The sequence below is a fragment of the Escherichia sp. R1 genome, from assembly GCF_003000935.1.
Classification (GTDB): domain Bacteria; phylum Pseudomonadota; class Gammaproteobacteria; order Enterobacterales; family Enterobacteriaceae; genus Escherichia; species Escherichia coli.
In genome coordinates, this window is record NZ_PSRU01000004.1 from 139,028 (window position 1) to 151,314 (window position 12,287).

Here is a 12,287-nt window from a genome sequence, read left to right on the forward strand (position 1 = left end):
ATCAGCTTCCTTGCTGATTTTATTTCACATATTCATTACTTATCTAATAAACATTGGTCCGATTGTACTTTAAAATAAGCACAAAGCAATATTATGGTGACAAACACAGCAGTCGGAACCGGTTTAGAAAAGAGTATTACATCACTTAGGCCTACTACCAGTAGTGAAAAAAGCAAGATTAAAATATAAGGTTCTTTAGCAGTTCTTAAGGCATATATGAATATTGCTGAGAAGGCTAAAATTGTTAATGCTACTCCAGGAATACCACGCGTTGATAACGTATCTATGAGATCGTTATGCAAATGAGAATCTACAAAGGGTAAAGCACCACTTAATCTAGGCTCTTTCTCTTCTAGTTCATGTATTTTTTCCGCACGTTTTTCCAGTGATTGTCCTATTGGAGAATATGTTTTTAAACCAACTTCATACATTGCCAGACGGGCACCGACTGAAGTTCTGGTGTTATCATGCGAATAATTAACTAAATCCCTATTTAAGTCATTCATTCTCGTAAGTAATGTATCTTTAAAAGAAAATACACCTGCTAATAATGCAATCGCAATAAAACAATATAACTTATAATTAATTCGCTTATTAATATAACTATCCATTACGATTAATAGTAACGCAAAGAATGGAAACACTAATATGGCTGCACGCGTTTCAGTTACTATAACAGCACATAAGCTAAGCATGAAGTTAATTGTATATAATGTTGTTTTATGTCTAAAGTCGGATTTTAAAATGAGAATTGATGCCAGTAAAGAAGGGAAAAGGATGATGTAGCCTGCTGTTGTAGCGTGGGAAGCTGATAATGCAACACGGTCGACGTTTAAATAGAAATGTTGCCACATGGCATGCGCAAAAAAAAGTAACTGCGTTGCCAAGGATGCGAACAGAATTAGTTTCCCAAATTTTATTTTGGTTCTCATCTCATCTTTAGCAAAAAGAACTAAGAAAATAAAAGCACTACACAAGGCAATTTTTCCAGTTTCCATTGGGCCACGATATGCATTGGTATAAACCGAGCCTGAAACTTTATAATGTGAATACCAGATGATATTAACGATACCCAAAAGACATAATGAGATGAAAATTAACAAAGTAGGATTATTAGTTATTGTTTTTTTTGGTGTCGCTAGAAAATATAATGCAGATATAATTCCAGCTGCATGAAGAAACTTTGTTGCAACATCATCCCACAAAGACAAAGTCATTAAAGACAACATACATAATATGAGAATTAAAGACTTGACACCAGAGTTAATTTCATTCCAACAAAACGACATATAATTTCAACCTATGCTACGAGGATGGGTTATTTAATGCAAGACCTAACGTTTATTCTTTTTTCTATTTACCAGTCTTACCATCCTCCAGAGAATATAGTTTTTTGATGCTAATATCTTTGCTCGCCTCTTATCTCTCTTGCCAAGAAGATTACAATCTTTCAATTCTTTTTCATTGCTTTCAACTAATTGATTTAATAATTCAAAATCGCCATTAAGTAGAACATTCCATAAATAACGAGTTTTATGATAAGTTCTATTTTTACTCAATAATGTATGAATTTCTTCTTTCCGGTTACCTTTGTATAACTGCATCACAGAAGAGTAGATTCTTTCGTGCGCAAATGACTCATGTCGATAATGAGTGATGGTTCTACATGAGTTCATTAAGGAATTTTCTCTATAGTTATGCTTATACATATAATATGGAACCGCATACATATCGCATGTAATTAGCAGTCGATAGATAAAATCCAGATCTTCTCCTAGTCGTAAATCTTCATCAAAAAAAAGATTATTATCTTCCAGGAGTTGTTTTCTTATAAACAAGCATCCTATATGGAATATGACCTTTTTATAAAAAAAATCGAAAAGTAAAGACCCTTCATTAAAATCTGTATTTATAGGTGAGTAAGTAACACCATTTTTTATATGATGGCCATAAAGCCCACAATAAATCGCATCCCCTCCCGTCTCATGTTGTCTGGAATACATCTTCAGCAGATAGTTAGGATCTATCTCATCATCATCATCCATAAAACATATAAACTGTCCTTGCGCCTTGCGGATACCTGTATTCCTGGCAGACGAAACACCGCCATTTTCTTTATTGATAATAATTAATCGAGAGTGGGTTAACCCATATTCTCTCAAAACACTTGATGTGTTATCTTTAGAACCATCATTAACAATAACAATTTCAAAATTTGGGTAAGTTTGTTTTTCTAATTTCGTTAGAGTTTCAGTAATGTAATCAGATGAATTATACGTCGGTATTATTATGGATACTAAAGGGTAATCATTGCTCATCGTGTTCTCTTGCCTGAACTAATAAAATATTATAGTACTCATCCTTAATTATTATTGTAACTCAGACATCCATGATTTTTATTATTGCCCAAATAGTTTTCTTTTATACTTATTTAATTTGAATTTAATGAAGTAAATAAAAGCGTTAAACGTATCACCATTTTTCTTTGCATGTTGGTATTTCACTTGATACTGCTTTTCATTCGTGGCTGGAATAAACGCCACATCATTCCAGCAAGAAACCTGATAAGCCTCATTAAAATACTTCTGGCAGGGATAATTCGTCCAGTCGTTCCAGGGCTTCGTTACGCCAACATAATGAATCAGCTTAGTATCATCGGTAATGGTCTTTTTATAATCTTCATCGCTTTTATTTTTTAACTCATAGTCAATGCCATAAAAGCAATCATAATCGCCGCTAATAAAAATACAATGACTAAAGAACAGAATATTTAAAATATCCTGATCAAGGCATTTATATTTCGTGTGCTGCGGGTCACTTGCCAGCATAGCAATGGCTTTATTCATAAAATCATTTTTCGCCCATGCTTCAAGCTGCAGATATACTACACCGGCGTTGAAATAATTCCCTGGAAGTCCCTCTATAGCCAGACGCTTCGCTGGTTTTTCCTGCATAAAAGGCACATCTTTAATAACAGCCGCGAACTTATCGCCATCAAAATTAATATCAAGCAATCCAGCTAATGAGCCTTTACAGATGACATCAGCATCGATATATAACAGATTTTCAATAGTTTCACTCAGATACTGGAACGCAACTAAACGGAAGAATGTTGCATAAGACCACTGTTTCAGGCTGGGGAAGATATCAATAAAGGCACTGGATACTTTATAAATTCTTACTTCAACGTTAGCATTTTTGCTGGTAAAAGCATTAACACGTTGTAGATAATCTTCATCAATGTAGTCAGTAAAGAGATGAAACTTAACCGCAAGGTCCGGGTTATGCATAACAACTGATTGCATAGATACTGCCGCACCAAATAAAAAGTTGCGGTCAATACCGTAAGCGATATTTAACACACGATCGGTGTTAGCAATTTCCCCAGAGACAGCGACTTCAGTAATACTCTCAGCTAATAAATCCATGTTGGTTCCGTTTTGACTGTGTGGTTTACGCTTTGCCTTTTAATTTTTTAATAAATTTGCGTAGTTTGGTTCTGTAGATTACTGAATAGTAGCCATAATCTTTTATTTCGTTGGCAATACCCAGGTGACGTTCCATGGCCAGACGATCACGGGCTTTCCGCTCTGCCGTACAGCTTTTACCGGATAGGTCAATTATCCTGACACCATCTTTACTAACGATAAAGTTACCCCGGTGTGGGTCGCCCGATAGCATATTTAAGGCATGCAATTTTTCCATTGAAGCCTTAATTTCTGCTTTAACATCTTCTGGAATAATCGGCATATCATTGAGCTCTACGCCCTCGACATACTCGATAAGCATGATAAAAACACTGGCATAGTTGAAAATTTTACGCTCAGCCAGAAAATAAAAATCATTAGGAAAAGTAAGACCTGCACTTCTGACACGATCGGTTTCAACGATCAAATTCTGATAGTAGTCACCTTTTACAAAAGATTTTAAAAAACGTTCATTCCTTTTCGTTTTCGGGGCAAAGACTTTAAAAACATAGCGACCATATTTCGTATCAATCAACGATACTTTGGTATCATCAATATTACGTAATACTTTTACTGTTTTAAAATTATAGGCCAGTATTTCATCAAAGATTTCTTTATATTTATTATCGTTATCTTTGTAATAAAATGAGAAGCCGCGATAGCGTATACTTGTAATCATAAGAGTAATTTATTTCTTAAGCTTGTACTTAATTAATGAAGTTATACCTTTAATATACTCACCATGGGCAAACAGATGCTTATATTGTTTCTGCATTTCTGCAACAGTCCGCGCCTCTTTAAGAGGATATTTCTTCCAGGGAGATTGTTCACGCGCGATATTAAAGTATGATGCAGACGGATATCCAGCCCAGCTATGCCATGGTTTAGTTATCCCTGTATAGTGAATCAATACTGTTTTATCGGTAATGGTTTGCTGATACTTTCGATGACTACGATCATGAAGTTCGTTTTTCAGGGTATAAATAGTATCAAAATCCTTCGCGAGGTAGATATTATTCATATTAAATGCGATATTCAACGCATCCTGATCTAAATATTTAAGAGAGCCATATTTAGTTTCCCCTCGTAAAAGCGTGAGTAAATACGGTGTCAAATTTGCTTCATGCCATTTTTTAAGATTGACATAGATAACGCCTGCATTGAAATAACGTCCATTCATTTCGGGAATGTTAAGACGTTTTGCACATGCCGCCTGAGTACTATCATTGTCAGGAATAACCGCAGCAAACTCATCTTTAAATATAATTTTTGTGAGAGGTTTCAGACTTCCTTTACAAACGACATCGGCATCCAGATACAGCAGTGTGGAAATACTTTCACTAAGATATTCAAAGGACAATACCCTGAAGTATGTCGCGTACGACCAAAACTGTGACGTCGGCAGATCAGCAAAGTATTTTGGGTCAATTAAATATACAATAATTGAGGTATTAAATTGTTTTGCTGTTTCATTAAATGACTTTAAATAATCATCATCCACATAATCAGTGAAAACATGAAAGATAAAATTAATATCTGAATTATTAATCAAAACGGAAGAAATTGAAACGCCAGCACCATACAAAAAATTCTTATCGATACCGTAGGAAACATTTAGCTCTGGGACGTTTTCTTTTTTATTATCTGCTAAATACGAAAACCGTTCTTTTATAAATTCATTCATTTAACTTTTCTCAATGTCATTTTATTATCTTTAAATAAAAATAATAAATATAATTCATTATCCCGTTAATTGGTTTATTTTGTTTAAAATTATGCTTAGCGCAATAACGAGCATAATTTGAGTTCATTGGCCGCATTAACGGTTCATTTTTCCAGGGCGATGCTTCTTTGGCTTTGATAAATGGCTGCGCGCTTGGATAACCGGCCCAGTAATGCCAGGGTTTTGTCGGGCCGACATAATGAATTAATACGGTTTCATCATTAATTGGACAAATAAATGATTTTTTTAATTCATAATTTAAACTAAATTGCGTATTGTATTTAGCATCAATGAATTTAACTTTCCCTAACAGGATAAGATTTAGTATATCTTGATCCATATAGGTTAAACGGGAAACGACGGCTTTATCAGCAAGCATCGACATCGCTTTAGCAGAAACGGACTCCTGCGCCCACGCTAGTGTATTAATTAACAGGACACCTGAATTAAAGTAACCCTTTTCAAGTTCATTACACTGCAGACTTTGAGCCCGTAACGACCACCAGTTAGCATCGCGTTCAGTAACAACAGCAGCAACGTTATTGGCAAGATCCATTGTTATCAGCGGTTTTAAGGTTCCCTGACAGGCGATATCAGCATCCAGGTACAGGATCTTATCTTGTTGATCAATAAAGTAATCTGCAATTACAAAACGGAAATACATGGCAATAGACCAATTTTTGGTCGTCGGTAATACCTTAAGCCGTTCACAATTTACCAGATGGATCTGGATACAGGTATGATAGCTTTTCGCCAATTGGGATAAACGCTGGATATCGGCGTCAGGGATATCATCAATAAAAACGTGGAAGACAAAACTCACGTCGTTGTTATGTAACAAAACTGACGTGATTGAAACACCACAACCAAAAAGAAAGTTCTGATCAATGCCATAAGCAACATGGAATGATGATGCCACTGACGCCGCTGGCCTTTCATCGAAGATGATTGTCTTATTGATCATCTCTTGTGGATTAAAATAGTGGGCACTCATATTTCTCTCCGGAAATTACAACGATTTTCGAATCGTTCTTTCCCTGATTTTTGTGGCTTTTTCTTCTGCTTGCGACAGCAGCCCTTGTTCCTGCTTGAGAATGTCTTTAAGCGGGGCAGAAAAATACACCTTCATGAACCGCCAGATATCCCGCTGAGTCAGGCCAATATTCATCGAAGAAAAATAAAGTCCAATAAGATCTTTATCCCGCCAACGACGCGGTACTTTTGCACGTATCTGCGCCCGGTGCAGGTCAATTACTGAAATTTTTAACACCTCTTCCTTACCGGAAAAAGGCAAGTGCAGCAGGAAATGACAGATATAACAGTCACGGTGGTTAATGCCCGCAGCATGCATATCGCGCACCATCGTCGCGACACGCTTAATAAGCATACGCTTTACGCGAACATCTGGTGGGTTGGTCGCCCAGTCAGCACAGTAATCTTCCAGACTGATGGTTGGTGTCAGATCTTCGGTAATAATAAACGAGGTTCTGGTCAGCGGATTAATGCCTTTTTCGCCGAATGCCACCCCATACATAGTATCAACGCCGACATCCCGCAGTCGATGAATCGCATTCCATTCGCGGTCTGCGCCTAATACTGGCATCCGCAATGAGAGTAAATTTTTGATTATCTCTTTCAGGGTCGTGCCGCGATGCCATTTGAGAAAATAGCTTTTGCCCGCCATTTCAAAGCGCAGAGTGCGGCGAGTTTCCAGTTCACGAAATACCTCACCCTGCAAGGTTTTAACTTCCTCAAAAGGATCTTTACCGCGCCATAACGTGGCAAACGGCTCTTTAAGTTCAACCATCCAGACCACCCGTTATGATGTCCGCCGCTTTCTCTGGCAGACTGTATAAATCTTGTGTATCAGCATAATGTCGCGCATTTTCCGCCCAGGCCTGGCGCAATGAAGATTGCGTTAACGCTTTGCGTAAAATCTCATTCAATGTTTCCTGGCGGAATGGCTCAGCAATAGCCTCGCCGCAATTGGCATCGACAATATAATGCGCATAGCCACAAACGGCTGTTGTTAGTACCGGTAATCCTGCAGTTATCGCTTCCAGCAGTACAATTCCTGCGGCTTCCTGGTAGGCAGGATGAAGTAATAAATCCGCCGCCGCCATTAATTCCGAGACATCGTTGCGCCCCGAGAAGAAGTGAACATTACTGCGCACGCCGCGTTTTTCTGCCAGCGCCTCAAATTTTCGCGGTTTATCCTGCCCAACAACATATAGTAATGTGTTGTGGCGCAGCGAATCCGGTAACGAAGCAAGTGCTTCAATGGAACGATCGACACCTTTACGCGTGAAGTCTGAACCGACCTGCAACAATAAATATTGTTGTTCGGTTATTCCATTCTTCTTACGGAAGATTTCACGGCTATTGGCTGGCTGCTGGCTATATTTACGATCAGGATAAATCCCCGGTGGCAGAATATGAAAACGCTCCGCTTCAGTCTGATAATGTTTCTGGAAATCGGCGATTTGCTTATCTGTCAGCATCAGCAGCTGTGTCGGCTTGCCCTGTTCGAAGGTTGCCCGCTCAAAGGCGGCATAATGGCGATAACGTGACGTCAGGCGATAGAAAAAGCCTTTCTCCTGCGCTACTTTCTCGGCATAACAAACATCAGCGGCATAATAAACGTCCAGCCCCGGCATTTTGTTGAATCCAACGACTCTATCGACGGGGTGTTCACGTAAATGTTTTTGCACCCAGGCAAAATATTCCGCATTGCGCCCGTGATTGGTATGCGATTTAACCGGCACTTTGATCAGTTCAAATACATCAGGGCATTCGCCTTCCCACGACTGGGTATAAACCCGAACATGATGACCTCGGGCGGCGACTGTCTGAGCAATACGCATAAAATCGCGCTGCAAACCGCCAAAGGGAAAATATTTATATAAACAAAAAGCAACGATCATAACGACGTACCTGTCGTGGAGGAGGGAAGTAATTTATCGACAGCTGCAATGACATCTGCCGCCGGAATAACCGAAAGATACATCTCATTTCGGTCACGCTGATCGCGCGTTGGCATTTCCCGGTAATCTCCCGCCCAGAATTGAATCATGTTATTTGACCAGGGACGCCAGAAAATATGGTCTGTCGCACCAAACAGCGATATCAGCGGCGTATTAACTGCAGCGGCAATATGCGCCGGTGCGGAATCAACGCCAATAAACAGCTGCGCATGATCGATTAACGCACCAAGTTCCGGAAAGGTCACCTTTCCGGCCAGCGCCGTTACTGGTGGCGTCTGGCATCCCTGCGCAATTTCATTGACGCAGGCCAGATCGTCTTTATCTGGGCCGGACGTCAGAACGACTTCATAACCACGAGCATGTAAGGCATCAATCACAGCGGAAAACTTGGCGTTGTCCCAGCATTTGAAGATTTGCCGCGCCGTAGGTTGGATAACCACATAATTTTGTCCAACACCAGCGTGATCAAGTTCGCGACGCATACGTTTCCAGCTTGCAGGCGGGTAACTCATGGTTGTCTGCTTCACCAACGATTCAAGTCCCAATGGCGTCAGCACGGATAAGTTACTTTCCACCACATTTCCACCCTGCAACGGCACCAAATGAGTGAAACTATTACGCCAAAAAGCAGACTGCCGATGATGATAATCCTGGGAAATTTTCACACGGGCATTTAATAAGCGAACCAGTATAGCAACCATCCATTGATCGGTAAGATTAACGATAAGGTCATACTTATTGGCACGTAATACCTTGATGAGATGAAAAAAGTTGGTAATTTTTTCTGAAGCTTTTGCTTTTTTATTTTTTATGCCGTAGAGCGCGTTAATCTCTGGATTTTCAGACAGGATCGGGATGGTGTCCTGATAAAGCAGCACATCGATTTTTGCGTCAGGGTAATTTTTTTTCAGCGAACTAATGACGGGAGTAGTTAATAACATATCCCCATGAAAACGCATCTTAATGAGCAAAATTCTTCGAAATGGCTTATCCACAAGTAACTCTTTTTGTTGAGATTATCCGATTAAGGTGAAGCAGAAAAAGCACGCTACCGCCCCAGGCTCAACAGCTACCTGAATACTGATACCGCACTGATATTGACGCGCTAGTGTATCACTTCTTTCGCGGCAATCCGACTCGAATGATTTTTAAGCACATTGTTGATTTTCAATAAAGAAATCAATCAAATAAAATCATTAGCAACCATATTCTTTTACTGTTGCTCTGCGATTCCTTCCTGCACGTACTGCAGAAATCAATGAATCGCATAAAAATACAAAAAAAGTATAGATGTTCAGCAAGAATTGGCGGGTAAATTGCTATTTAAGTCAAAAATGGGAAAAGTAATGGTAAAGCCACAGCTAAATACATAGAATCCCCAGCACATCCATAAGTCAGCTATTTACTATGCTCGAATTGCTTTACACCGCCCTTCTCTACCTTATTCAGCCGCTGATCTGGATACGGCTCTGGGTGCGCGGACGTAAGGCTCCGGCCTATCGAAAACGCTGGGGTGAACGTTACGGTTTTTACCGCCATCCGCTAAAACCAGGCGGCATTATGCTGCACTCCGTCTCCGTCGGTGAAACTCTGGCGGCGATCCCGTTGGTGCGCGCACTGCGTCATCGTTATCCTGATTTACCGATTACCGTAACAACCATGACTCCAACCGGTTCGGAGCGCGTACAATCGGCTTTCGGGAAGGATGTTCAGCACGTTTATCTGCCGTATGACCTGCCCGATGCACTCAACCGTTTCCTGAATAAAGTCGACCCTAAACTGGTGTTGATTATGGAAACCGAACTATGGCCTAACCTGATTGCGGCGCTACATAAACGTAAAATTCCGCTGGTGATCGCTAACGCGCGACTCTCTGCCCGCTCGGCCGCAGGTTATGCCAAACTGGGTAAATTCGTCCGTCGCTTGCTGCGTCGTATTACGCTGATTGCCGCCCAAAATGAAGAAGATGGTGCTCGTTTTGTGGCGTTGGGCGCAAAAAATAATCAGGTGACCGTTACCGGTAGCCTGAAATTCGATATTTCTGTAACGCCGCAGTTGGCTGCTAAAGCCGTGACGCTGCGCCGCCAATGGGCACCACACCGCCCGGTATGGATTGCCACCAGCACTCATGAAGGCGAAGAGAGTGTGGTGATCGCCGCACATCAGGCATTGTTACAGCAATTCCCGAATTTATTGCTCATCCTGGTACCCCGTCATCCAGAACGCTTCCCGGATGCGATTAACCTTGTCCGCCAGGCTGGACTAAGCTATATCACACGATCTTCAGGGGAAGTCCCCTCCACCAGCACGCAGGTTGTGGTTGGCGATACGATGGGCGAGTTGATGTTACTGTACGGCATTGCCGATCTCGCCTTTGTTGGCGGTTCACTGGTTGAACGTGGTGGGCATAATCCGCTGGAAGCGGCCGCACACGCTATTCCGGTATTGATGGGGCCGCATACGTTTAACTTTAAAGACATTTGCGCGCGGCTGGAGCAGGCAAGCGGGCTGATTACCGTTACCGATGCCACTACGCTTGCAAAAGAGGTTTCCTCTTTACTCACCGACGCCGATTACCGTAGTTTCTATGGCCGTCATGCCGTTGAAGTGCTGTATCAAAACCAGGGCGCACTACAGCGTCTGCTTCAACTGCTGGAACCTTACCTGCCACCGAAAACGCATTGAGGTTGTTATGCAAAAACGGGCGATTTATCCGGGTACTTTCGATCCCATTACCAATGGTCATATCGATATCGTGACGCGCGCCACGCAAATGTTCGATCACGTTATTCTGGCGATTGCCGCCAGCCCCAGTAAAAAACCGATGTTTACCCTGGAAGAGCGTGTGGAGCTGGCACAGCAGGCAACCGCGCATCTGGGGAACGTGGAAGTGGTCGGGTTTAGTGATTTGATGGCGAACTTCGCCCGTAATCAACACGCTACGGTGCTGATTCGTGGCCTGCGTGCGGTGGCGGATTTTGAATATGAAATGCAGCTGGCGCATATGAATCGCCACTTAATGCCGGAACTGGAAAGTGTGTTTCTTATGCCGTCGAAAGAGTGGTCGTTTATCTCTTCATCGTTGGTGAAAGAGGTGGCGCGCCATCAGGGCGATGTCACCCATTTCCTGCCGGAGAATGTCCATCAGGCGCTGATGGCGAAGTTAGCGTAGCGTTTATGCCGGATGGTATGCCATCCGGCTCGCATCAATTACTTCTGGCACTGCCGACAATAAAACGTTGCCCGCTGCGCATGTTTAGTCGCCACAATCGGCGTACCGCACACCCGACACGGCTCGCCTTTTCGCCCGTAAACCTGCAATTCCTGCGCGAAATAGCCCGGTTTACCATCACTTTGCAGAAAATCTTTCAGCGTTGTACCACCCTGCTCAATCGAACGCAGCAACACCGCTTTAATCACCCGAGCTAACAATTCACACTCTGCCAGCGACAGTGATGACGCCAGCCGATCCGGATGGATCCCCGCAGCAAACAGAGATTCGCTGGCATAGATATTCCCTACGCCTACCACCAGCTTGTTATCCATCAGCCATGGTTTAATCGCCGTTTTTTTCTTCTCGCACTTCTGATGCAGGTACTCACCGTTGAAATCGTCGCTAAGCGGCTCCGGTCCAAGATGGGCCAGCACGTTGTGCCCTTCCAGCTCTTTGGTCCATAGCCAGGCACCAAAGCGGCGCGGATCGGTGTAGCGCAGCACTTTGCCGTTGCTCATCACCAAATCCACATGGTCATGCTTTTCAGGGGGAAGTTCTTCTGGAAGGATGCGCAGGCTGCCAGACATCCCCAAATGAATGATAATCCAGCCCTCAGGCAGCTCCAGCAGCAGATATTTAGCCCGGCGCTGCACGCTAAGCACTGGTTGGTCGCTTAAACGGTAGATCTCTTCTGAAACCGGCCAGCGCAAGCGTCCGTTGCGCACCACCGCATGAAGAATGGTTGCACCAACGAGATGCGGTTCTATGCCGCGACGGCTGGTTTCAACTTCGGGTAATTCAGGCATAGCATCTCCAGGAATGAACAGATGCAGTCAATATGGGGGCAAGCAGATAACAAAAAACCCCGCCGGGGCGAGGTTTTTTGTTACATCAAAGCG

The 12,287-nt window shown here is 42.3% G+C and carries 12 protein-coding genes; 2 read left to right on the top strand and 10 right to left on the bottom strand.

The features are described 5' to 3' along the window. Positions 1-35: 35 nt before the first annotated feature. The 9 genes from C4F37_RS06660 to rfaQ all read right to left on the bottom strand — a co-directional run bounded on the left by C4F37_RS06660 (position 36) and on the right by rfaQ (position 9,169). Positions 36-1,289 carry an O-antigen ligase family protein gene (locus tag C4F37_RS06660; protein WP_001304976.1) on the bottom strand — a complete coding sequence of 418 codons (1,254 nt, stop codon included), beginning with the start codon at positions 1,287-1,289 and terminating at the stop codon, positions 36-38. A gap of 45 nt (positions 1,290-1,334) precedes the next feature. After that, complete coding sequence (locus C4F37_RS06665; protein WP_001540080.1) at positions 1,335-2,318, bottom strand: glycosyltransferase family 2 protein; 984 nt, start codon at positions 2,316-2,318, stop codon at positions 1,335-1,337. An 81-nt stretch (positions 2,319-2,399) separates the two neighbouring features. Then, positions 2,400-3,428, bottom strand: coding sequence for a UDP-galactose--(galactosyl) LPS alpha1,2-galactosyltransferase (locus C4F37_RS06670; protein ID WP_000364803.1), 1,029 nt, complete (start codon positions 3,426-3,428; stop codon positions 2,400-2,402). A 25-nt stretch (positions 3,429-3,453) separates the two neighbouring features. Then, positions 3,454-4,146 carry a lipopolysaccharide core heptose(II) kinase RfaY gene (rfaY, locus tag C4F37_RS06675; protein ID WP_000633082.1) on the bottom strand — a complete coding sequence of 231 codons (693 nt, stop codon included), beginning with the start codon at positions 4,144-4,146 and terminating at the stop codon, positions 3,454-3,456. A gap of 9 nt (positions 4,147-4,155) precedes the next feature. Beyond that, positions 4,156-5,151, bottom strand: a complete 996-nt coding sequence (locus C4F37_RS06680; RefSeq protein ID WP_001540082.1) for a glycosyltransferase family 8 protein — start codon at positions 5,149-5,151, stop codon at positions 4,156-4,158. Between the two features lie 16 nt (positions 5,152-5,167). Further along, positions 5,168-6,184 carry a lipopolysaccharide 3-alpha-galactosyltransferase gene (waaO, locus tag C4F37_RS06685; protein WP_001540083.1) on the bottom strand — a complete coding sequence of 339 codons (1,017 nt, stop codon included), beginning with the start codon at positions 6,182-6,184 and terminating at the stop codon, positions 5,168-5,170. 15 nt (positions 6,185-6,199) lie between these two features. Next, the gene (gene rfaP, locus C4F37_RS06690) at positions 6,200-6,997 is read right to left on the bottom strand and encodes a lipopolysaccharide core heptose(I) kinase RfaP (protein ID WP_001540084.1); all 798 of its coding nucleotides are present in this window, start codon (positions 6,995-6,997) and stop codon (positions 6,200-6,202) included. After that, on the bottom strand, positions 6,990-8,114 hold the full coding sequence (locus C4F37_RS06695) for a glycosyltransferase family 4 protein (protein WP_000634259.1): 1,125 nt from the start codon (positions 8,112-8,114) through the stop codon (positions 6,990-6,992). Before C4F37_RS06695 ends, rfaP begins: the two co-directional genes overlap by 8 nt. Continuing rightward, positions 8,111-9,169 (bottom strand): lipopolysaccharide core heptosyltransferase RfaQ, encoded by a 1,059-nt coding sequence (rfaQ, locus tag C4F37_RS06700; RefSeq protein ID WP_000360417.1) that lies wholly within the window; start codon positions 9,167-9,169, stop codon positions 8,111-8,113. The genes C4F37_RS06695 and rfaQ overlap by 4 nt, the downstream gene beginning before the upstream one ends. A gap of 412 nt (positions 9,170-9,581) precedes the next feature. Between rfaQ and waaA the strand changes: the two genes are divergently transcribed. Both waaA and coaD read left to right on the top strand, forming a co-directional pair. Continuing rightward, complete coding sequence (waaA, locus tag C4F37_RS06705; protein ID WP_000891564.1) at positions 9,582-10,859, top strand: lipid IV(A) 3-deoxy-D-manno-octulosonic acid transferase; 1,278 nt, start codon at positions 9,582-9,584, stop codon at positions 10,857-10,859. A 7-nt stretch (positions 10,860-10,866) separates the two neighbouring features. Continuing rightward, the gene (coaD, locus tag C4F37_RS06710; protein WP_001171873.1) at positions 10,867-11,346 is read left to right on the top strand and encodes a pantetheine-phosphate adenylyltransferase; all 480 of its coding nucleotides are present in this window, start codon (positions 10,867-10,869) and stop codon (positions 11,344-11,346) included. Positions 11,347-11,384: 38 nt separating this feature from the next. Here the strand turns inward: coaD and mutM are convergent, their stop codons facing one another. After that, a complete protein-coding gene (gene mutM, locus C4F37_RS06715; RefSeq protein WP_001114542.1) occupies positions 11,385-12,194 on the bottom strand; it encodes a bifunctional DNA-formamidopyrimidine glycosylase/DNA-(apurinic or apyrimidinic site) lyase in 810 nt (269 codons plus the stop codon). Positions 12,195-12,287 lie beyond the last annotated feature (93 nt).

What these genes read in the sequence shown, in the direction of transcription:
- C4F37_RS06660 (WP_001304976.1), bottom strand. Translation starts at nt 1,289, where the DNA reads ATGTCGTTTTGTTGGAATGAAATTAACTCTGGTGTCAAGTCTTTAATT.
- C4F37_RS06665 (WP_001540080.1), bottom strand. Translation starts at nt 2,318, where the DNA reads ATGAGCAATGATTACCCTTTAGTATCCATAATAATACCGACGTATAAT.
- C4F37_RS06670 (WP_000364803.1), bottom strand. Translation starts at nt 3,428, where the DNA reads ATGGATTTATTAGCTGAGAGTATTACTGAAGTCGCTGTCTCTGGGGAA.
- rfaY (WP_000633082.1), bottom strand. Translation starts at nt 4,146, where the DNA reads ATGATTACAAGTATACGCTATCGCGGCTTCTCATTTTATTACAAAGAT.
- C4F37_RS06680 (WP_001540082.1), bottom strand. Translation starts at nt 5,151, where the DNA reads ATGAATGAATTTATAAAAGAACGGTTTTCGTATTTAGCAGATAATAAA.
- waaO (WP_001540083.1), bottom strand. Translation starts at nt 6,184, where the DNA reads ATGAGTGCCCACTATTTTAATCCACAAGAGATGATCAATAAGACAATC.
- rfaP (WP_001540084.1), bottom strand. Translation starts at nt 6,997, where the DNA reads ATGGTTGAACTTAAAGAGCCGTTTGCCACGTTATGGCGCGGTAAAGAT.
- C4F37_RS06695 (WP_000634259.1), bottom strand. Translation starts at nt 8,114, where the DNA reads ATGATCGTTGCTTTTTGTTTATATAAATATTTTCCCTTTGGCGGTTTG.
- waaA (WP_000891564.1), top strand. Translation starts at nt 9,582, where the DNA reads ATGCTCGAATTGCTTTACACCGCCCTTCTCTACCTTATTCAGCCGCTG.
- coaD (WP_001171873.1), top strand. Translation starts at nt 10,867, where the DNA reads ATGCAAAAACGGGCGATTTATCCGGGTACTTTCGATCCCATTACCAAT.
- mutM (WP_001114542.1), bottom strand. Translation starts at nt 12,194, where the DNA reads ATGCCTGAATTACCCGAAGTTGAAACCAGCCGTCGCGGCATAGAACCG.